A 20,128-nucleotide genomic window follows, 5' to 3' on the forward strand; every position below is an offset into this window, starting at 1 on the left:
CTGAATGCGACGTGTCCTCGATGCGCTCTACACTGCCGCGGGCGGCTTGGCCGCACTCTGTATTCTCGGTATCTGCCTGCTCGTGTCGTCACAGGTGGGGTTGAACATACTCGCCCGGATCGGCGGCCCGGCACTCTCATTCACCATCCCGTCCTATGCCGATTTTGCCGGGTTCGCGCTCGCCGCAGCGAGCTTTCTGGCCATGGCCTACACCTTGCGGGCCGGGGCCCACATCCGGGTAAACCTGCTGATTTCGCGCCTGCCGGCACGAGGTCAGTGGGCGGCCGAAATCGTCTCGCTCGCACTGGGAGCGGGCATCGTCGGCTACGCGACATGGTATTCCGTGCTGCTGCTTGCGGAAAGCTGGCACTACGGGGACACCTCGCCGGGGATCGTCGCCGTGCCGCTCTGGATCCCGCAGCTCACGATGGTAGTGGGTCTGGGTCTGCTGACGGTGGCGCTGGTCGATACGCTCATCGAGTCCATTCGCAACCGCGCGCCGGTGCTCGTGGACTTTGGATCGGAGTGACGACATGGCAGAGCTTTCCGATCCCGTCGTCTTTGGCGTTCTGCTCACACTGCTCATCGCGCTGTTGGCCGCGGGCGTCTGGGTGGCGCTATCGCTCCTGATCATGGCCCTCGTGGCGATCGTGGCGTTCTCCAATGCACCCGCGGGGCTGGTGCTTGCCACGACGCTCTGGGGGCACAGCCACTCCTGGCCGCTCGCGGCGCTACCACTCTTCATCCTGATGGGTGAGATCTTGCTGCGCTCGCGGCTGTCGGAGGACATGTTCTCCGGCCTCGCGCCCTGGTTGACCCGCATGCCGGGGCGGCTCCTGCATGTGAACGTTCTGGGGTGTGCGATCTTCGCAGCCGTCTCCGGTTCCTCGGCGGCGACCGCGGCGACCATCGGGCGGATGTCCGTGCCGGAGCTCACAGAACGCGGCTACCCCGAGAGCCTGATCCTCGGCACGCTCGCGGGGTCAGCCACGCTTGGATTCCTGATCCCGCCGTCGATCATCCTGATCGTCTACGGCGTGGCCACAGAGCAATCCATCGCCCGGCTGTTCATCGCCGGGATACTGCCGGGCGCCATGCTTGTCTGCCTTTTTGGCGGCTACGTGATGATCCGCGCCTGGATGTCGCCGCAGGCTATCCCCAAGGAGGCCGACACGATGTCCCTTAGGGAGAAGTTCGTTGCCTCCCGCCGCCTGCTGCCGGTGATGCTCCTGATCGTCGGCGTGATCGGAACGATCTACACCGGCGTCGCCTCACCCACTGACGCCGCCGCCGTGGGCGTGGTTCTGGCAACGGTGCTTGCGGCAATGACGGGCAGTTTCGGACGCAAGGAATTCCTCGACGCGCTCATGTCGGCCACCCGCACCTCCTGTATGATCGCGCTGATCCTGTTCGGCGCAGGATTCCTCGCCATCGCCATGGGTTTTACCGGCATCCCCCGGAACCTCGCCGCCTGGATCGGCACCTTCGATCTTTCGCCCCATGCGCTGCTCACCGTGCTGACGGTGTTCTTCGTGCTGCTCGGCTGCTTTCTCGATGGCATCTCCGTCGTGGTACTAACGACGTCCATAATCCTCCCCATCGTTCAGGCGGTGGGTATCGACGCACTCTGGTTCGGCATATTCCTTGTCCTCGTTGTGGAGATGAGCCAAATCACTCCACCGGTCGGTTTCAACCTCTTCGTGATCCAGGGACTGACGGGGATCGACATACTCCGCGTCGCGCGGGCAGCGCTACCATTCTTCCTGCTACTCTTGCTGGGTTTGCTGTTGATCACGCTCTTCCCGGGAATCGTGACGATGCTGCCGAACGCTATGGGGAACTGAAAGGGAAGGAGACGAGGCGTCTCCTCCGCTACCGTTTTGAGCGACGTTTCTCCGGATGCAGGGAAGAGCCCAGGATGTGTTCGGACGAGTGGATCACATGCCCGGCCTGACCGACGATGAGCGGATCGGGCGGGGTGGCGATGGAGCTATCCTTGTCTGGGTAGTCCAGCGTCGACAGGAAGTGTTTCATGCAGTTGATGCGCGCGCGCTTCTTGTCGTTTGACTTCACGATTGTCCACGGTGCGTCGGCGGTGTCCGTGTAGAAGAACATCGCCTCCTTTGCTTCCGTGTAATCATCCCATTTGTCCAGGCTTGCCTTGTCGATCGGGCTGAGCTTCCAGCGCTTCAGAGGATCTGTTTCGCGGCTGGAAAAGCGCCGTCTCTGCTCAGCTTGCGTGACAGAGAACCAGTACTTGTAAAGCCGGATTCCCGAGCGAACGAGCATGCGTTCCAGCTCCGGCGTCTGCCGCATGAATTCCAGGTATTCATTCGGTTCACAGAACCCCATGACCCGCTCGACACCGGCACGATTGTACCAGGAGCGGTCGTAGAGGACCATCTCGCCAGCGGTCGGCAATTCTGTCAGGTAGCGTTGAAAGAACCACTGACCTCTTTCGGTCTCGGTGGGCTTGTTCAGCGCCACGACCCGCGCATGCCGCGGGTTGAGATGCTCGGTAAAGCGCTTGATCGTGCCGCCCTTTCCGGCAGCATCGCGACCCTCGAACAAAAGAACGAATTTCTGATCAGTCTCCTGGGTCCAGAGTTGAACCTTCAGAAGCTCCGCCTGGAGCTGGGCCTTTTCCTTTTCATAGGCGGTTCTGCGCATCTTGCTGCGGTAGGGGTAGCGCCCGGTTTCGAACGCGCGCCGCACCTCTTCTGCCGTTGCAGGCTTGCGGACGGGCCGTTGTCGAGAGGTCGCGACAGGTTCGGTCGGCGTCTCCTCCGCAACGGTGACGGTCTTTGGTTCGGTGGCTTCCGCGGCAATTGGTTTGTTCATGTGTGGTCCCGGCCATTGAATATCTGACCTCACTTGCACAGATTGGAATTTCGGACTTTGAGATGAGTCAAATTATGCGACCACAAATCCAAAACCTCGGATTTATGTGAATTGGGGGAGAAACCGCCGTTGATCTATCTCGGAGCGGCGATTATTCGCGCCATCTGAGTGCAGCGGAAATCACGTGCCAAATCGAACACCTCGGTAGCACGACATGAATCCCCGGTGCGGATTCGCATGGCAAATGGTTGCTTTCCTGTTGGGGAAGCGTGGCTGTTTCAGAGCGATGCCGCCGCCCGACTTGCCTGATCGTAGTGACCTGAAAGGGTGCGTAGGAACGAGGCCACCGCCCGCAATTGCTCGCCATCGTTGCCGCCCTGAAGGACAGGCTCCAGCAGGCATTGCTCCCGGATTTCCCGGTATCTGTCGCAAAGCTGTCGGCCAGACTCCGAGGTGCTGTAGAACACCTCCTTGCCCCGCTTCTCAGATATCAGAAGCTCCGCCTTCAAAAGCTTGCGCAGCGCGTAGTTCACCGTGTGCATGTCCTCTATGTTGAGCAGGAAGCAGATGTCGGACAGCCGCTTCTCCCGGCCGCGATGATTGACGTGGTGGAGCACGAGTATGTCCAACGGTCCCAGGTCGGCGCCGCCCGCCGCTGCCATGCAGCGCTGCATCCACCGGTTGAAAGCGTTGTGGGCGATGATCATACCATACTCGAATTCGGACATTTCCCACCCCTCGCCTTCTGCGAGGTGACGGGATGAAACGATGCGGCGCGGCGCGTTGTTGGTCACGAGTGTATCCGTATGTCGTTGGCGTTTTACCAACGTATCACAAATGACAAGGCAAATTGCGAGGAGATTGCGCCGTTCGCGCATAACACGTCGCCAGATCAGGGACCGACGTTTCAGAGCGCCGGAAGAAGGTGCTCGATCAGAATGTCCTGGTTGCCGCCAAGCTTTGAGTTCTTGAGTGGGCGGATAGGTGCAACCCGGCGCTCCAGCTCCGCACTTTCCGACATCGTGAAATAGAGATCCGCCCAGGCAAGTTCATGCGGGCGCAGCGTTTCCGTGCCATCGAAATAGCTCTGTTGGCGACCGGAATAGGCCTCGGATCTGGCACCGGTATCGAGATCGGAAACCGCAAATTCGACGATCCGATGCAGGGCCGCGTCACAGGCGTCGCTCAGGTCGAGATCCTGGGTTCGCAGCAACGACACTGACAGCACCAACGGGGCTATCGCGTGAAGCTGATAGTGCAGAGCGTACTTCCCGCGACGCATCTCTTGCGGCAGGCCGCCATCCGGCGTGGCGGTGCACATGAGCATCTCAACCACCTCGGCGGCCTGCGCGACGAGTTCGCCATCGCCCGTGGCAATACCGGTCGCGATCACGCCGAGAGACGACCAGGCGCGTAGGTTTCCCTTTTGCGCACCGGGGGTCGCATCTTCGGCCCAGAAACGCAGTTCTTCGCGCGCGGCCTGCCCGAGCCAGCGATCCACCGCCGCCACATCCTGCGGCCGCGTTGCCGTATCGCGGACCTGAAGATAGGCCAGCGAAATGCCCGCAAACCGTCCGCCTACAGAGATCTGCGCGGTGAACGTCTGAAGATCACCCAATGCCCCCGCATCTGCCCACCGCCGCAATTCCGCGACGAGGCAATCGGCACGATCCGCACTCTTCGGACGGATCAGGATCTGGTTCGCCTCAGTGGAAAGATCGCGGATGAAGTCATCGACCGGCTTCAAGGCCGCGTTGACCTCCGCATTTCCCTTCGGATCGATGTCGGAACGGGACTCGCTGTCTTCCTTGTATCGGCTGGCGAAGCCAAGGGTGACAACCGGGTCCGCCCGAACCCGGCACATTTCGCTCGCGGCAGCGGCATCACCGGCGAAGGCTCCAAGACCGAGGCTAAACAGGGCTGCAAGCGCTCGGGTCATTGGATTACCGGATGGATGTCGGTCAACAGATTTGCCTGCGCAGCCAATTCGGCCGCCTTGCCGTGACCCGCGACAGCGGCTTGGCGCAACCAGGTGGCCGCATCACCCGCATCGGCGGGAACGCCTATCCCGAAGGCGTAGGCGCGCGAAAGCTCGAACATCGCGGAAGGATCGCCGCCCTGCGCCGCCTTTTCAATCCAAGACACGGCGATACGCATGGCCTCCGGCCCCTCTGCCCGATCACGCAGGAAATAACCGTACTCACGCATCGCTGCGACATCGCCACTGGCCGCGGCGCGTCCGTATGGCTCAATCAGGTCGATATGGCGGGACACGGCCGCTTGAACAGCCTCGGTACTGCCACGCAAACGACCGAGCACGCTGGCGAGGCGCGCATCCTCAAGCGTCGCGAAGGCATCCAGGAACATCGCGGCGGCTGCGTCGGGGTCGTACTCGGCATAGGCAGGGGTCGTATACCGGTCGATCAGGCGGTACCGGGCCACCGAAGAGCCCGCCTCCCACGCGCGGATGTAGTTCGACATCATCTCCGCGCTCGCCGCCACGCCCACGGAATCGCGGTAGCTGTCACCCATCTTGACCAGTTTCCAAGGCGTATCGTCCGCAAGGTTCGAGGCGGTATCGAGCCAGTGCCGCGCTTCGTCGCGACGGCCGATGCGCGAAAGCGCCTCGCTGAACCGCACCGCCGATTTGAAGTCGCATGTCATCGAGGCTTTCATCCGGTGGATGTAGTCCTGCCGTTTCGACGCGTCGACGCGCGGCAGGGCGAAGGCCAGTGCTTGAAAATCGCCGCGCGCGTCGATCACCTCGGCAAAACGGGCGAACAACTCGGCTTCGCCCATGGTGCCGGCCGAATCCTCCGGATTGGCATAATGCAGCATGAGATTGATCGCATCGCCGGACCCCTGCCCGGCCAGTGGGGACAATAGATCCCATGCTTCTTCGCGCGTATCATCCGGCGTGTCGCGCAGCAGGATCTCCGCAAGGCGGATCGCAGATTCCGCCTCGCCGCGCTTCATCGCTTCGCGCATCAGCTGCAGCGCCGACCAACGCTCGTTGTCGGTCGCCGCAAGCTCGAAGGAAATCCGCGCCAGGTGGCTCAACGCGCTGTCGAAGTTGCGCGAGTAGCGCGCCCAGAATTCCAGCGTCACCGGATCGACATCGCCAGCGGTTTGAAGGTGTGTGAGGTAGACCGCCAGCGACGACGGCCGACCGTAGAGCGCCTGGGTCTGGAGCACTGCCTCCTCCAGCGCGGACGTACCGACCGTTGCGATATTGGTGTCGTTGATCGACAGATCGAGACCAGAGGAATCGGTGCCCGCTTCGGTCGCCTTCCAGTGCCGCGCGAGGTCCAGCCGCGGCGCGTCGGGCGTGCGGCACATATATGCGCCGGAGAGATCGTTCATCGCGGAGATCGAACCGTGATGAGTCACGGCGCGGGTCAGAAGGTCAAGCGCGCGGTCGGTCGCCGCGTGGTTATCCTGATGGTGAAACAGGATCTCGGCCAATTTGCTGAGACCGTCCGTGTCGCCCAACTCGGCTGCGCGCTCCAGCAGCACCCGGGCATCCGCCTCCCCTGCCCATTGACCCTTTGCCTTCAGCACCCCGGTCGCAAGTCGCGTGAATACCCAGCCCGGCGGCTCGTCCAGTTCGGACAGCTGGCGCAGGGCATCCAGCCGCTCGGCTTCATGTCCGGGGAAATCCTTTTGGTGCGCTTCAAGGAACAACGCGTAGCGAACGAGCCCCTGCCGCTGGCCCGGCTCCAGCGCGGCCTTGTACAGGCTCCGCGCCTTCTCCAGATCCTTTGGCACGATTGCGCCGCGCTCATAGAGGCCCCCGAGTTCGACCATCGCATAGGTCAACCCGTGGTCAGAAGCCTGCGTCAGGTAGTGCAGGAGCGTATCGTTGTCCTTCTCGAAACCGTCGCTCTTGAGGTGAAACTCCACGACCTTCCAGGCCGCGGCTCCATCCCCGAGGTCGGCTGCGAAGCGATACCAGCGCTCGGCCTTGGCATTGCTCTGGGCAACGATCTCGCCATTCTTGAACTCACGCGCGATGCGCCAGATCCGGTCGCAGATCGTGGAGTTCAACTCGCCGACCAGTGAACCGAACGCCATCGTGATCGCAAGTTCGGGATCCAAGTCCCAACCCGGCACGATTTCACCGCGCTGGACACGCGCGGTGAGCGCAAGGATCGCGTCGGCATTACCGGCATAGGCGCTGGCAACCATGATTTCCGACGCGCGTGCCGGATCGCGCGGTACCCCGACACCGTCCATCAGAAACTCAGCCGCGGCGTTCTGGAAACGCGGCGACTTGGATTCGATGTCACGCAGGAGTTCGGGCACCAACCGCTGACGTTCCAATTCTCCATAGCGGCCGGTGGCAATCATCAGCTCGATCCGGTCCAGCAGTGCATGCGTCTCCGTGTACTTCGGATCCTCGTCCCGCAGGCGTAGGTAGGCAGCCTTGAGCGTCTCCTCCCATCGGGGCGCGTCCACCATCTCGAGCCGGCTGAGATCGGCCTTCACTACCGCGATGTCATCGGTGAAGAACGCTCCGCCGTCCCAAGTTTTCCACCGCTCAAAGATCACGCCGTCCGCTGGCCTGGAAACGCAGACATCCATGGGCTTGATGTCAGGCGGGCGGAAGTCGATCTCGACAGGCGCCGCGCAGACGCTGCCGACCGACAGGGCGCCAGCCAACAGGGCCGAGCGTAATCTGTGGGGACTGACGAACATGGCATCGCCTCCTTGATCAGACGTCCCGGCAAATGACCGGGACCGGGTCTCAGTTCACGAAGGAATTCTCGTGCGCGAAGGCCGAATATGCCCCGTCCCGTCCGGTAACGATGATCGTCACGCCTTCCTTCCGGCGCAGTTCGACGCCCGGGACACTGGCCAGAACCGCGTCGCCGGATTTAATCTCGAAATCCAGCGTCAGCGGTGCCTTGACAGCGACGGAACTGTTCTGCCCGGCCGAAATCCCCTGCGCGACATTGGCCTTGGCGCGCGGCACAAACAGATCGAGCTCGTCGGCATCGGTCAGATTGAAGAACGCTATATCAGCCTTCGCAGGATTGGATTGCAGCGTGTCCGGCAGGGGTACCGGCGTTCCGTCATCGGCAAGTATCACGGAGTAAAAGCTGCGCGGCGCGACCGTGAAACTGCTTTCGGCACCTTCGACCGCGACCTTTATCTCGCCGGGTTCCACGTGGATGTAGTTCGACACGCCGTTCTGCAGGTCGGAAATCCCGGCCGAGGCCACCTTCCCGTAGTTTTTTCCCGGAACGATCAGGCGAACGAAGCTCGCGTCGGGGTCTCGAACGTCCTGATAGAGGCCATTGTCGGACTGGGCGTTGGCTGCACCCGTGAGGTTCAGAACGGTGACGGAAACAAGTGCGAAGAAGCGAATGCGAGGTTTCATGGCATATCCTTTGGTTTGGAGCAAAGTACGAGCGAGGCGCCGTCGGAAACCGGACGGTCGAACACAACGGAAACAGCGGTGAGACTGTCGGTGTCATACGCGTTGACGGGCATATGGAACCGCCCGGTGTGGCGGAGCCGCTCCCCGCGTTCGAGGAGTTGCATGCGCTCGCTGCCATCCTCGAAGGAGAAGTGGAACTCGGCCGCCGCCGGCCCTTCGGCACCGGCATCAGCGAGCAACACGTCGCCAGAAGTCAGTCCGAAGTCGGCGAATGTGGCCTCGAGCCGGTTCGGCGCCACGTGCCGCGCGTCAAGCGGCAGCGCACAACTCTGACCGGCCGCCGCGATCAGTTCCAGCAGTGGCTGGTCCCCGTATTGCAGCAGGTTGTTGTAGATCGGGTTTTCCCAGATCAGGAAATGCGGCCGATCGAGGTGGAAATCCTCCGACGTGAGATAGGAGAGGATCGAGCCGTACTGGTTGCCGCCGGTAATTGCGTGGTTGACCACGTCCAGCCCGGTATATTGCGAGAGCCACCCGTCGAAATTGGAAAGCTCCATGTCGGAAAAGGAGGTTCCAACCACTGCGATCTGGACGCGGCTTTCATCGTCCCCGAACAGATCCAAGTCACCCCCGTCTCCACCAAGGCCCAGGTCCAACTCGACCTTTTGGGTTTTCCATGTCGTCGTCACGGGCTCAGGGATCTTGGTCAGGCAGTTGCGCTGGATGAGTTGGCGCAGACCGGAGAATGCGACCTGCGTTCCCGTCTCGACCGTTTCGAACTCCGAGACCTCCAGGTCCGCCAGATGTGGCAGCTTGCCGATTTCCTTTGCCACCTCAACGGCCGCCAGACGCGCGCCTTCGGAACTCCAGTGAAAGTCGGCCTGGAAGTAGGGCATCTTGCCGTGTTCCGCCGCCAGCATCGCGTTCTGCCCGTGAATCGTCACAACACCGGCTGCTCGCAGACGGTCGACGATATCCTGGTAGACTGCGGCCGAGACATCTTTCTTGTAACCGTAGTGCCGGGCCACGTCTGGCAGTCGGTTCGGCATCGCCTGGCTCTTGGTCGGAATAGGCAGGAAAACAAGAGTGGTTCCCTGTTCCGCCAGCGTCCGGGAGAGTTGCGAGAGCAGCTCGACGGTTTTGTCCGAGAACGGGTGGTGCATGCGAATATCCGCGTAGACGCGGTAAAAGACGCCGTCCTTTCCCTCCACCACCGGTGTCTGCGCATCTTCGTGAAGGCCAGCGCAGCCGAAACGCGAGGGGTAGAGCGCAGCGTCCGGCTCCGGGGTCGGCAGGGGTTGTGTCGCGCAAACCGGCTGTGCGGCCGCACATAGGATGAGGGCGCCGAGGCCCCGGCACACATCATTCCATTGCATAGGGCAGGTCTCCCGGTTGGGGTTCAGGAAGGAAGCGGCTGTCCACGACGGTCATGAGATTTTCCGTCGTGATCTGTGCCTCCAGACTGTCTGCGGTGGAGGCGATCTCCAGCAACTGCCGCACCTGACGTGCGTTCGTTGCGTCGAGCCCGTCGGTTCGTAGCAATCCCGTCGCCATGTCGAGCGCGAGCGGGGCACTTCTGTCGCTCGTCCCGGCATCCAGAAGCGCAATCGCGGCATCCGGCTTTTCGCCGAACGGCGTTCCGGATGTATAGGCATAAGCCAGATAGGTCAGCGCCCTTGGGTTCCCGGCTTCGGCAGCGTGCACCAAGGCCTGTTCCAGCCACGCGATCCGATCTGAGCTCATACTGGCGGTGTCAAATTCAGGATGCTCCAGCACCTCCACAAGCCCGTTGATACCACCGCTCCGGCCGCTGGCGGCGGCAACGGCGTAATAATGCGCCATATCGGAGGCAAGTTCCCAATGCTCGGCATTGCGCAACCGTTCGGCCAGGATCCAGGCGGCATATCCGTCGTCGTGATCAGCAATGCTGCGGACATCCGCGAAAGCGACCGGGTCCCCCTGCACCATGCGCTTGCGTACTTCCACCAGCTCGGGCGGCAGCACCTTGGCGCTGGCGAGTTCCGGGTCGGTTTCCGGCTCCTGTGCCGCGCAGGCCGCAAGGCAGAGAGCTATCAGCCCCGCACCTGCCTGGCGAAGCAGCCGTCGCGATGGGTTAGGCATCCTGACGCTCCCCCTCCGCGGTCTCCTCCCAAAGCGCCGGATCGGCCAGGTAGCGGATCGGGAACTCCCAGATGACCAATTCAGGCACAGAGTCCCCGGCGCGCATCGCGGCCAAGAACTCCTGCATCGGCCGCACTGGACCTTGCCCCTCAGCCGCATGGTTCAGCACGTCGCGTCCGAGCGCGATCTTCAGCGCCTCGGCAAAGCTCCACGCCGGATTGGCGCTGTAGCTCGTTCCGATCAGAACAAGATCGGGGCCGCCATCATCTGCGAAAAGATCAAGCACACCTGCATCTGATCCTTGTGCCCTGGCGATGTAGGGAGTGACCCGTTCCGGTTCGAGGCCGACAACGGGCGCAAGCCGATCACTGGTGACGAATGAAACGAGATCCCCCTGAAAGGTCTCCGGCTCCCCGATCTCCTTCTCGAATTGCATCTCCCCCGCCGGCACCTCTTGCGTCGCGGCAACGTGGAAGGCGACCTGTTCGGCGGTGTCGGGCGTCCAATGCGTGTCCGTCCGGAAAAACTTCCGCGGCGTCCGCCCATCACCGTAGGCGGCGCGCACGTCAACGGCTGTGAGACCGCCGTTGCTCAATGCCGAAAGAAAGGCATCATATTCCGCCGCGCTGCGCTGGCTGACATCGCTATCGATGCCATGCCGCCGCTCGATGTCGACCTTCGCGGGCAAAGGCAGGACGACCAACTCGCTACCGACGGCGGCGAGTTCCACCCGCATCTCGGCCATGCGCGCGACCGTCTCTTCCATCGACACCGGCGCATCGTCGGCGAAACGGAACTCTTCGGACGTGAAAAGCCAATCGTCCCGGCCGACGACGACACCGTCCCGACCCTCTCCAAGAATCGCGTAGCGTAGGGCGCCGACGAGGCCGACAGACGGATCGCGATGCGGGAGCCTGTCACGATAGACGATGTCTATCTCGCCCGTCACACCGCCCTGAAAGAGATCCCTATCGGCAATGGTCACGTCGCCGTGGCGCAACAGGTCGAGGTTCGCATAGGCCGCATAGCCGAAGAAGGCGATTGGAAGAATGAGCTTGAGGGCGATTTTTGCATGGGTCATCGCAGGTGTCCTCAGAACTGGAAGTACAGGAAGGGGGAGAAGCTCTGTTCGGCGAGCTTGCTGATCGTCGCGGCGGCCAGCAGGGTCAGTCCGAGCGAGATCAGCGCTTGGCGGGTGAGCGTCAGACCCACGATTCCCGCACTGCCGTCTGCACCGACCGCAACCATTTCGCCGTGGCCGGTATCCCGGTGCGGTGTGCGGAAGTACGGTTCCGCAATACAGACGGCAATGGCAATCAGCAGGATACTGATGCTCTCAGTGGTGACGGCGAACCACACCTCCGGGTCGGTTGCGATCCCGTTGAATCCGCCCAGGCCAGCATAGATCGCAAAGGCATTGCCGACGCCCTCGGCGCGGAACATCACCCAGCCGATCAGCACCAGAAACAGCGTCAGCGGAAGCGACCACCACCGGCTTGCCGACGATTTGTGGAAGCCGGTCGCACGTTCGGTTGCGAGGATAGAACCGTGCCACAATCCCCAGAGCACGAAGGTCCAATTCGCGCCGTGCCAGAGGCCACCCAGCGTCATGACGGTCATCAGGTTCAGGTAGGTGCGAAGGGTGCTGGCGCGATTTCCGCCGAGTGGAATATAGAGGTAATCGCGCAGCCAGACCGATAGCGAGATGTGCCAGCGGCGCCAGAACTCGGTGATCGAGCGGCTGACATAGGGCGTCTCGAAATTCTCGATAAACCGGAATCCCATCATCAGCCCGAGGCCGATCGCCATGCTGCTGTAGCCCGAGAAGTCGAAATAAAGCTGCATCATGTAGGCGCCCGCGCCGAGCCAGGCGAGCCAGAGGTCGGGCTCAGGCGTCGAAAAGGCGAGATCGGCCAGCGGGGCAATGGCGTCGGCGAGCAGTACCTTCTTGGCCAGACCGACAATGAAGCGTGCCATCCCGTCGCAGAACAGCTCGACGGAGTGCTTGCGGGCGCGGAATTGGTCCTCAAGATCCTTGTAGCGCAGGATCGGCCCGGCAATGAGTTGCGGGAACAGGGCGATGAAGGCGGCGAAGTCGATGAGCCTGGCATCGGGCCTTGCGTCACCACGGTAGACATCGACGAGATAGCTGATCGATTGGAAGACATAGAAGCTGATGCCGATTGGCAGGATAAGGCGCCAGTGAATGCCGAGCCCGCCAGCGTCCGTGCCCAGCAGTGCCGCGAAGCTGTCGATGAAGAAGTTGAGGTATTTGAAGACACCGAGCACACTGAGGCACCCGGCGACGGCGATGGCCAGTAAAACCTTTCCTGCCGGTCGTTCCCGGTACCTGCCAATCCAGCGTCCGAAGACGAACGCCCAGAGCGTCGTCAGTATCAGCAGCCCGAGAAAATCCACGCGCCACCAGGCGTAAAACACGTACGAACCTGCAAGAATGGTCGCCGAACGGAACCGGTTGGGGGTGAGGTAATAGGCCGCCAGGAAGACCGGCAGGAACAGAAACAGGAAGCTCTCGGAGGAAAAGACCATCTCAGGCTCCTTCGATGATGGGGCAAGGGGGTGGCGGTGCCGACGGCTTGCCGCCTGCCGGTTCCAGCACAATCGGGAGTTGCCCGGCAGGGTCGGCGAACAGGCCGTGGGCACCCAATGCTAAGTCTCCCGCGACGAGCCGCGGGAATTGCTCGCTGAAGTCGTTGCCAATCAGGCGAATCCGCGCCGACGCCTCGCCCGAAATCCCGCTGGTATTTGCCGCGAGTATGTTCTCGGTCACGGAGGTTTCGGCCCCGGCCGGCTGGTTGCGAAGCAATATGCCGGCGCGCCGGTTACGTTCGATGGCATTCCCGTTCAGCGCAACGGACGTGGACCGGTGGATCACGATGCCATTGCCGCCGGATGTGCGAACTGAATTCCCGCGAACACGGATGCAGCCACTTCGCTTCACCAGGATGCCGTCTCCTTTCGCACCGCTCACACGGTTGCCTTCCAAGTCGACGTTTCGGCTGGCGCCATCGACGAAGATCCCGATCTTCCCGGCATCCTCGATCCGGTTGCCACGCACCCGCGCACCGGTGGCGCCAGAGGAAATCCGGATTCCATGCAGGGCCGATGTCTGAACCCGGTTTCCGGAAACCTCGGTCTCGATGGTCTGCTTCAGGATCAGGCCGGCCCCGCGGGTGTCTCGAACCCAGTTCTTCCGGAAGGTCGCACCGCGGCTACCTTCGAAGAGCACGCTGCTCAAATCATCGAAGTCCGACTCTTCGACACGGCTTTCGCCAATAGCGGGAAATATCCCCCTATTGACGACCGCGAATCCGCCAAATGCCGCTGAATCCGCATATCCGAGCCCCTCGAAGCGGCCCTTGACCACCTGTACGGCACCAACACCGGCGGTGAGAACGAAGGGGCGAAACGCGGGCGATGACTGCGACGCATCGCCGATGGCAGAAACCCCTGCATCCGAGACCGTAAGCCCGCCGAGGTTGAGAAGAAAAGCGCCTGAAGCACGATCCAGCGCAAGATCGACGCCGCCTGAAACCAAGAGCTCCGCGCTCTCCCAGATAACAAGCGGGCGGTGGAGAGTGACGGCGCCGTCGTGAGCGATGGTTATCTGACCGGCTCGTACGGCTTCGTGGTCGCTGGACAGGCTCGACATGTCGAACGGCCCGCCGACCACCGCGAGAGCCGGAGCGTTTTCCGGTTGCTGGGCGCGGACAAGCCCAAGCTGACCGTTTGCGCCGACGCGCTGCGCCATGGCGGCCATGACAAGTCGGATATCCATCTCGACAAGTCGTCCGGCCTCGTGCGGTGATTGTGCCTCGGCCGAGGGGGACAATAGGCAGAGGCACAACAGCGCCAGTAATCCAGGCCGTCGGCAACGCGATATGCGGCGCAGATCACGCACGCAATTCGTCCCGCAATTCGTCACTGGTCTTGGCCACGGGCAGCTCGACCAGATGCGTATTGCTGACCAGAACGATCTCGCCTTTGGCATCGCCGCCATTTCGCACGGTGTAGCTCTGGCCTTCCGGCAAGGAGATCCGCAGTCCGGGCAACAACTCGACGTCGCCCTCCGGACCGCCGGTCACGGAAAACTCGCCGCGCACGCCAATCAGGTGCATCGGGCCGATGCTGCCATCGACCGACAGTTCGGAGCCGGGGTTCACCGTGAGATGCGTGACATCGCAGGCATCGGTGGCGAAGGCGCGATGGCTGGCCCCCCAATGGAAATTGTGGGTCACATGGGAGTGCGCTTCCTGTCGATCCTCCAGGTGCAATGCCTGCACGGCCTTTTTCACCTGTTGCGACTTCGACCGGGATGCAACGAGAAGGGCGTCATTGGTGTCGACAACGACGACATCGTCCAGCCCAACGACCGCAACAAGCCTGTCCTGCGACCGAACCAGCGAGTTGCGGGTCTCGATCGAGATAACGTCGCCGGAAATGACGTTTCCCGCCTCGTCTGGCGTTCCCACCGAATGCATTGCCTCCCACGAGCCAACGTCGTTCCAGCTGATCGAAAGCGGCGCCAGAGCGATGCTATCGGTCTTCTCGAACACCGCGATTTCCGTGGGCTGGCTCTCGGCACGAGCAAAGGCCTCGGGATCCAGTATCGTGCCATAGCTATCCCGGGTCTCCTTGCCGACCGCGTGAAAGACCGCCGCGAAGGAGGTCGGATCGAAGCGGCGGTATTCCTCTATGATCGTGTCCGCGCGGAACATGCTGATGCCGGAAGCCCAATAGGCGTTACCGGCGTCCAGAAGGGCCTGGGCACGCTCCAGTGGCGGTTTTTCAACGAACTCTCCAACATGATGCAGGCCGTTATAACCATCGATCGGGCCGCCATCCGTGATGTAGCCATAGCCGGTTTCAGGATAGTGCGGCTGGATCCCGTAGGTGATGATCCGCCCATCCAGCGCCGCCTCGTACATCGCGGATACCTGCCCGTTCACATCGCCCTCGATGACATGATCCGCCGGCAGAACGAGCAGGACTGCATCCCTGTCCGCCTTCAATGCCTTGAGCGCCGCCGCCAAAACCGCTGGACCGGTATTCCGCGCGACCGGCTCGCCAATGATCTCTCCGCGCATCTGGATCTCGTCGAGTTGCGCGCGCACGTAGTGGGCATGTTTGGCGTTGGTCACGAGGATCGGGTCGCGCATTCGCTCGCCGCTATGGCGTTGCACCGTGGATTGCAGGAACGAAAGGGAATTCCCGCCGGAGACCGCGTGGAACTGCTTCGGGCTGTCGGTTCGGGAGACGGGCCATAGGCGTGACCCTGTCCCTCCACACAGGACAAGCGGGACGATATGGGACATTGAGCGTGCTCCTTGAAATCGCATTTGGATGGCGAACGACGTCCGGGGCGGATTCATCCACCCGCCAGCGACGCCCTCAATCGGTCGAGGCTGTTCTGAAAAGGGATGGCGCGGACGATCCGAACAGTCGCAATCTGACCGGCGCGGTCGGCCGGCAAGATGGCCTCCGGCAGCAGAGTGACCGGTACGGCCTCACCGGGCGGAGCGGCGGCGAGTTCGGAAGCCAAATTCGGCCCGAACGCAGCGCCGATCCGGGCTCCATCGGCGAAGACCAAGTCGATTTCATCGCCGCCGAGGACGGCGCGAATCCCTTCGGGGCTTAGCGTCGCCTGGATTTCGGGCGGACCATTGTCGGTGAGCAACCTGATGATGGGTTCACCTGCGAGGATGGTCGCGCCCTCCTCGATCACGACTTCGGCGATTCCGCAGTCGCAGGGCATCTTGATGCTCAGCATCGCCCCGGTCGTCGACAGAAGAGAAAAGGCCACGTCGCCGGTGCCCGCGGAGGCGTTCAGGTAGTCGATCTGTCCCGACGCTGGCGCGCGCAGCGTCGTGCCGGGCAGTGAAATAACGGCCGGCATCGCTTCGGCGCGCGTAAGCACGCGGGCGTGAAAGGTCGTCGCAGCAATGCCGATCAGTGCAGCCGAGAGCACCGCGACGGATAGGTACCGCATGGTTTGTGCTGCGCGGTACCCAATCCCGTGGCGCGCGCCAGGCCCGCTCGGCTTAACCCGTGTTTGGGTGTTGACCTGCAGAACATCGGAAATCTGGACCAGGTCCCCGGCGATGAAGGAATTCAGCACGAACCGGAGCTGCGGCAGATGCGCGCCAGCCGGATCGCCGAAGGCAAACGTCACTTCGCCCTGATCCGAACCATCGAAGACACGCAACTCCGCCTCTGCCGGAAGGCTCACCGCGAAGCCCTCGAACGAGAATTGCAGAACCACCAGTTGGCGGGAGCCGTCGAGCGAGGGATCAAGCAATCCCTGACACGTCCCGCCAATGAGCGAGAGGCCATTGCCACGAAGCCGTCTGTCCTGAACCAGAAGTTCGAAACAGACAGGGATCATCGGGTGTTCCGTGCTACTTCGAACAAGCTCGGCTGAGGTCATGAGGCTCGAGTGGGCGGTGTGTGGGCTCTGCATGTCTGGGCTCCTTCCGGGCGGTGCGGATCAGGCGAGTTGGACAAGGTAGAGGACGCAGAGGAGCAGCCATCCGACCGTCAATGCGTGGAGATAGGTGGAACTGGCCATGCGTAGGCGATGGCCGGGTGTCAGCGCGGCGGCGCGACCGGGGCCCGCGGACTGGCGCGTCCATTTCTGCCGGTCGAGACGGAAGATCACGAAGCTCTTCACCAGGGCCCCGACGATCTGGCCGAAATAGAGCAGGAACGGAAAAGAGATCGGGAAACGGGCGCTTCCACGGAATGCCGAGACGATCGCGCAATAGACGTAGCGGGTACCCATTACCCACGCAGCATAGGCTGGCAGGATCATCGGCTCGACCAGGAGTGCCGTCAGCAGCACGCCAGTGGGGCCGGACAGCGTGGTCCAGATGGACATCCGTTGATCCAGCAGTGACCACCAGGTGAACGTGCCGATCCGCGAGGGGCCGAGCCCGAGCGCACGTCCATTGGTGCGCATCATGTTGCCGTACCAGCGGGTCATGAGGACGACCGCGCTGTCGACAAAGCCCCTGCGCGGTTGGCTTTCCATGGAAAGCGACGCGACATCCGGCAGATAGGCCGTGCGATATCCGTTCGAAAGCAGCCAGAACCACGTGGATTTGTCGTCACCGGTGAGGAATTTCACATGGCCGAGGCGCCAATGGTGAATACTGTCGCTCTGCACCATGGCGATGAAGCCCGGATTGGTTGCCAGATCGGCGCGGAACACGGACATGCGGCCGGTGAGTGTCAGGACACGTGTCGACAGACCCATGGAACACATCATCACCTGGCGCTGCGCGAACCGCAGGTTGAACCAATCCTCAAACAGGCCCGGGCGATCGATTTCGGCATGCTCGTCGGTAGTAAGGGCACCAACACGGGCGTCGGTAAAAACAGGTGCGCACCGGACGACAAGATCCTCGGGCACGCAGCTGTCTCCGTCCACGAAGGTCACGATGTCGTGCCGGGTGGGACATTCACGGGCGATCAGTTCCAGCGACCGCGCCAGCGCATCGCGTTTGCCGGTGCCGGGTATCTGATCGATCAGCAGCTTCACGCTCGACATGTCGCGGGCCATGCCGGAGAAGGTCCGCCGGATCAGCCGGGCATCTGCCGGTTCGACCACCGAAGCGACAACGGTCGCGCCACCTTCCGCCGCTGCGGCAGCCGCGAAAACCGAGCGGTATACCCGAACGGTAACGGAAGGGTCGATCTTGTAGCTCGTGGTCAGGAAGAAGGCGTGCGGGCGAACAGGCTGGGTCGCGAAGGCCGCCTCTGCCTTCGCTTTCCGCACTGGATAGACAACCCGAACGTAAGCCAGCGCGCGACTGAAATTGAGCAATGCCCAACTGTACCGCCAGACCCCGATGAAGCCGAGAACAATGAGCGCCCCCTTTGCCTCGCCGAGCTGGTGCAACGGAGTCGCTGAGGCCAGCAGCACCATTGCGGCCAGATATGCGGCATGTCCGAGCATTCCCGCCGGTCCCCGTCGTTTACCAGCAAATGCCGGAATATGTGCCGGCGGAGACCCGATGTGGGTCCAGGCGGGTCAAATCGACCATGGCCGTGGCCTCCGAGGCCGCCGTCAGTGGCGCGACCGCTTCGTCGTAGAGATTACCGACGACGATCGCTTCTGACTGGTCGATAAGATCGGCGATTTCGCCGACCATGCGCGCCTTCAGGTCCGGGACCTTTCGGTCCGTCCGGCCGACGGCGCTCATGTCCTCCTTGAAGGCGGTGTGAACGTAGGGGTCGTACACGCTCACCTCGATACCTTCGCCGATCAGGCGCGAGGCGAGTTCCGCCAGCGGACTTTCGCGCAGGTCATCTGTCCCCGGCTTGAAGCTGATGCCGACCATGCCGACCTTTTTTGCGCCGCTCTCTTTCACCATACGTTCGGCACGGGCGATCTGCCCGGCGTTTGCCTCCAACACGGCGTCCATCAGAAAGGGAACGACCTTCTTGCTGTGAGCGAGGTGACGCAGGGCGCGCACGTCCTTGGGGAGACAAGAACCGCCAAAGGCGAAGCCGGGGCGCATGAAGTAGGAGGATATGTTGATCTTCTTGTCCGAGCAGAGGATCTTCATCACAGTCTGCCCATCCAGCCCGCAGGCCTTGGCGATATTGCCAATCTCGTTGGCGTAGGTAACCTTCACCGCACGCCAGGTGTTTGACGTGTATTTCACCATCTCGGCGGTACGCACATCGACCTTGTGAATGTCGCAGGGGAGCTGCGCGTTCAACTCGGTCAGGATCGCGCCGGTCGCCTCGTCCATGTAGCCGAAGACGATCAATCCGGGATCGTAGTTGTCCTCGATCGCGGTGCTCTCGCGCAGGAACTCCGGGTAGTATCCGATGCCCAGGTCCTCGCCCGCAGTTCGGCCGGAAATCCGTTCGATCGTCGGGATACACTGCTCTTCGGTACTGCCCGGAACGATGGTCGATCGGATGACAACGGAGTGAAAGCCCTCCTTCTCGGCCAGCGCCTCCGCTATGCTCTCGCAGGCCGAGAGAACGTAATGCAGGCCCACGGAGCCGTCTGGTGCGCTCGGAGTTCCCACGCAGATGAAGGATGCATCGGTATTCAGTACCGCCTCCTTCGCATCGAGTGTCGCACGCAAGCGCCCGGATGCGCGGCCTTCTGCAATCAGTTCATCAAGGCCGTTTTCCACGATCGGACTTTTGCCGTCGTTGATGTTCTCGACCTTGATTGGGTCCACATCCACGGCAATGACCTCATGGCCGTCCTTCGCCAGGCAAGCCGCCGAGACGACCCCGACGTACCCAATTCCAAAAATGCTAATTCGCGCCATCTGGCAAATCCCGATGCTTGGTCTGTTTAGCGAACCCGAGCGCCCGCTGTTTCCGCAAACAGCCTGCGGTTTTCTGCGAGTGCGAAGGAGTCGGGAAAAGCGGCGACAAGCCACAGAAATGCCGAAATTCAGGATGTATGGATTTGCAGATTCCCCGCAAAAAAGTCGTAGAAAAATGCAATAAATGGCTCAATTCCTGTGGATTAAGGCTGAACCGTGGCAAACAGCGATGCTGCATTGCGGCTGGAAACAATACGTTTCTGTAGTCGACACAATGCTATGCGCTCGATACACAGCGAGATTTTTGTGCATTCGCGTGCAAAGGCGCAGAGTTTTCGGCCCAATTTGGTGATCGGCAGGATTTCTCAGGCCGCACACAGATCTTTTCGCACGAATCCGCACGTTCCAGATGTTTTCACTGTCGTGCCTTCCAATGGCCCGTTTGTTTCCCAGAACTGAAATCGAA

The 20,128-nt window shown here is 61.9% G+C and carries 16 protein-coding genes; 2 read left to right on the forward strand and 14 right to left on the reverse strand.

The features are described from left to right. Positions 1-4: 4 nt before the first annotated feature. Together ARC39_RS16695 and ARC39_RS16700 are read left to right on the forward strand one after the other, a co-directional pair. Positions 5-529, forward strand: coding sequence for a TRAP transporter small permease (locus ARC39_RS16695; protein WP_068115970.1), 525 nt, complete (start codon positions 5-7; stop codon positions 527-529). Between the two features lie 4 nt (positions 530-533). After that, positions 534-1,844 carry a TRAP transporter large permease gene (locus tag ARC39_RS16700; protein WP_068115971.1) on the forward strand — a complete coding sequence of 437 codons (1,311 nt, stop codon included), beginning with the start codon at positions 534-536 and terminating at the stop codon, positions 1,842-1,844. Positions 1,845-1,872: 28 nt separating this feature from the next. Here the strand turns inward: ARC39_RS16700 and ppk2 are convergent, their stop codons facing one another. From ppk2 to ARC39_RS16770, 14 genes are all read right to left on the reverse strand, one after another. Next, positions 1,873-2,841, reverse strand: a complete 969-nt coding sequence (gene ppk2, locus ARC39_RS16705; protein WP_068115972.1) for a polyphosphate kinase 2 — start codon at positions 2,839-2,841, stop codon at positions 1,873-1,875. A 278-nt stretch (positions 2,842-3,119) separates the two neighbouring features. Then, entirely contained in the window at positions 3,120-3,569 is a 450-nt protein-coding gene (locus ARC39_RS16710; protein WP_438273270.1) for a winged helix DNA-binding protein, read from the reverse strand. Between the two features lie 179 nt (positions 3,570-3,748). Continuing rightward, positions 3,749-4,780 carry an alginate lyase family protein gene (locus ARC39_RS16715; RefSeq protein ID WP_068115973.1) on the reverse strand — a complete coding sequence of 344 codons (1,032 nt, stop codon included), beginning with the start codon at positions 4,778-4,780 and terminating at the stop codon, positions 3,749-3,751. Continuing rightward, positions 4,777-7,539, reverse strand: a complete 2,763-nt coding sequence (locus ARC39_RS16720; RefSeq protein WP_068115974.1) for a tetratricopeptide repeat protein — start codon at positions 7,537-7,539, stop codon at positions 4,777-4,779. The genes ARC39_RS16715 and ARC39_RS16720 overlap by 4 nt, the downstream gene beginning before the upstream one ends. 49 nt (positions 7,540-7,588) lie before the next feature. Then, on the reverse strand, positions 7,589-8,224 hold the full coding sequence (locus ARC39_RS16725) for an alginate O-acetyltransferase AlgF (protein WP_068115975.1): 636 nt from the start codon (positions 8,222-8,224) through the stop codon (positions 7,589-7,591). Continuing rightward, on the reverse strand, positions 8,221-9,600 hold the full coding sequence (locus ARC39_RS16730) for an alginate O-acetyltransferase AlgX-related protein (protein ID WP_068115976.1): 1,380 nt from the start codon (positions 9,598-9,600) through the stop codon (positions 8,221-8,223). The genes ARC39_RS16725 and ARC39_RS16730 overlap by 4 nt, the downstream gene beginning before the upstream one ends. Next, on the reverse strand, positions 9,587-10,345 hold the full coding sequence (locus ARC39_RS16735) for a hypothetical protein (RefSeq protein ID WP_068115977.1): 759 nt from the start codon (positions 10,343-10,345) through the stop codon (positions 9,587-9,589). The genes ARC39_RS16730 and ARC39_RS16735 overlap by 14 nt, the downstream gene beginning before the upstream one ends. Next, positions 10,338-11,426, reverse strand: coding sequence for an alginate O-acetyltransferase AlgX-related protein (locus tag ARC39_RS16740; RefSeq protein WP_068115978.1), 1,089 nt, complete (start codon positions 11,424-11,426; stop codon positions 10,338-10,340). The genes ARC39_RS16735 and ARC39_RS16740 overlap by 8 nt, the downstream gene beginning before the upstream one ends. 11 nt (positions 11,427-11,437) lie before the next feature. Next, the gene (locus tag ARC39_RS16745; RefSeq protein ID WP_068115979.1) at positions 11,438-12,895 is read right to left on the reverse strand and encodes an MBOAT family O-acyltransferase; all 1,458 of its coding nucleotides are present in this window, start codon (positions 12,893-12,895) and stop codon (positions 11,438-11,440) included. 1 nt (position 12,896) lies between these two features. After that, positions 12,897-14,144: a right-handed parallel beta-helix repeat-containing protein gene (locus ARC39_RS16750; RefSeq protein WP_068115980.1), complete on the reverse strand. Its 1,248-nt coding sequence runs from the start codon at positions 14,142-14,144 to the stop codon at positions 12,897-12,899. A 115-nt stretch (positions 14,145-14,259) separates the two neighbouring features. Next, positions 14,260-15,681, reverse strand: a complete 1,422-nt coding sequence (locus ARC39_RS16755) for a mannose-1-phosphate guanylyltransferase/mannose-6-phosphate isomerase (protein ID WP_161470984.1) — start codon at positions 15,679-15,681, stop codon at positions 14,260-14,262. Between the two features lie 53 nt (positions 15,682-15,734). Continuing rightward, complete coding sequence (locus ARC39_RS16760) at positions 15,735-16,826, reverse strand: hypothetical protein (protein WP_149866459.1); 1,092 nt, start codon at positions 16,824-16,826, stop codon at positions 15,735-15,737. 27 nt (positions 16,827-16,853) lie between these two features. Beyond that, entirely contained in the window at positions 16,854-18,323 is a 1,470-nt protein-coding gene (locus tag ARC39_RS16765) for a glycosyltransferase (protein WP_068115983.1), read from the reverse strand. Positions 18,324-18,342: 19 nt separating this feature from the next. Then, complete coding sequence (locus ARC39_RS16770) at positions 18,343-19,662, reverse strand: nucleotide sugar dehydrogenase (RefSeq protein WP_068115984.1); 1,320 nt, start codon at positions 19,660-19,662, stop codon at positions 18,343-18,345. Between the last annotated feature and the right edge of the window lie 466 nt (positions 19,663-20,128).

The sequence above is a fragment of the Tropicimonas marinistellae genome (assembly GCF_001509585.1).
Lineage (GTDB): Bacteria > Pseudomonadota > Alphaproteobacteria > Rhodobacterales > Rhodobacteraceae > Tropicimonas > Tropicimonas marinistellae.

Bases quoted from the DNA above. Each gene is read 5' to 3' on its own strand.
- ARC39_RS16745 (WP_068115979.1), bottom strand. From the start codon at position 12,895: ATGGTCTTTTCCTCCGAGAGCTTCCTGTTTCTGTTCCTGCCGGTCTTC.
- ARC39_RS16765 (WP_068115983.1), bottom strand. From the start codon at position 18,323: ATGCTCGGACATGCCGCATATCTGGCCGCAATGGTGCTGCTGGCCTCA.
- ARC39_RS16740 (WP_068115978.1), bottom strand. From the start codon at position 11,426: ATGACCCATGCAAAAATCGCCCTCAAGCTCATTCTTCCAATCGCCTTC.
- ARC39_RS16700 (WP_068115971.1), top strand. From the start codon at position 534: ATGGCAGAGCTTTCCGATCCCGTCGTCTTTGGCGTTCTGCTCACACTG.
- ARC39_RS16695 (WP_068115970.1), top strand. From the start codon at position 5: ATGCGACGTGTCCTCGATGCGCTCTACACTGCCGCGGGCGGCTTGGCC.
- ARC39_RS16750 (WP_068115980.1), bottom strand. From the start codon at position 14,144: ATGGATATCCGACTTGTCATGGCCGCCATGGCGCAGCGCGTCGGCGCA.
- ARC39_RS16730 (WP_068115976.1), bottom strand. From the start codon at position 9,600: ATGCAATGGAATGATGTGTGCCGGGGCCTCGGCGCCCTCATCCTATGT.
- ARC39_RS16770 (WP_068115984.1), bottom strand. From the start codon at position 19,662: ATGGCGCGAATTAGCATTTTTGGAATTGGGTACGTCGGGGTCGTCTCG.
- ARC39_RS16715 (WP_068115973.1), bottom strand. From the start codon at position 4,780: ATGACCCGAGCGCTTGCAGCCCTGTTTAGCCTCGGTCTTGGAGCCTTC.
- ARC39_RS16710 (WP_438273270.1), bottom strand. From the start codon at position 3,569: ATGTCCGAATTCGAGTATGGTATGATCATCGCCCACAACGCTTTCAAC.
- ARC39_RS16755 (WP_161470984.1), bottom strand. From the start codon at position 15,681: ATGTCCCATATCGTCCCGCTTGTCCTGTGTGGAGGGACAGGGTCACGC.
- ARC39_RS16725 (WP_068115975.1), bottom strand. From the start codon at position 8,224: ATGAAACCTCGCATTCGCTTCTTCGCACTTGTTTCCGTCACCGTTCTG.
- ARC39_RS16735 (WP_068115977.1), bottom strand. From the start codon at position 10,345: ATGCCTAACCCATCGCGACGGCTGCTTCGCCAGGCAGGTGCGGGGCTG.
- ARC39_RS16720 (WP_068115974.1), bottom strand. From the start codon at position 7,539: ATGTTCGTCAGTCCCCACAGATTACGCTCGGCCCTGTTGGCTGGCGCC.
- ARC39_RS16760 (WP_149866459.1), bottom strand. From the start codon at position 16,826: ATGCAGAGCCCACACACCGCCCACTCGAGCCTCATGACCTCAGCCGAG.
- ppk2 (WP_068115972.1), bottom strand. From the start codon at position 2,841: ATGAACAAACCAATTGCCGCGGAAGCCACCGAACCAAAGACCGTCACC.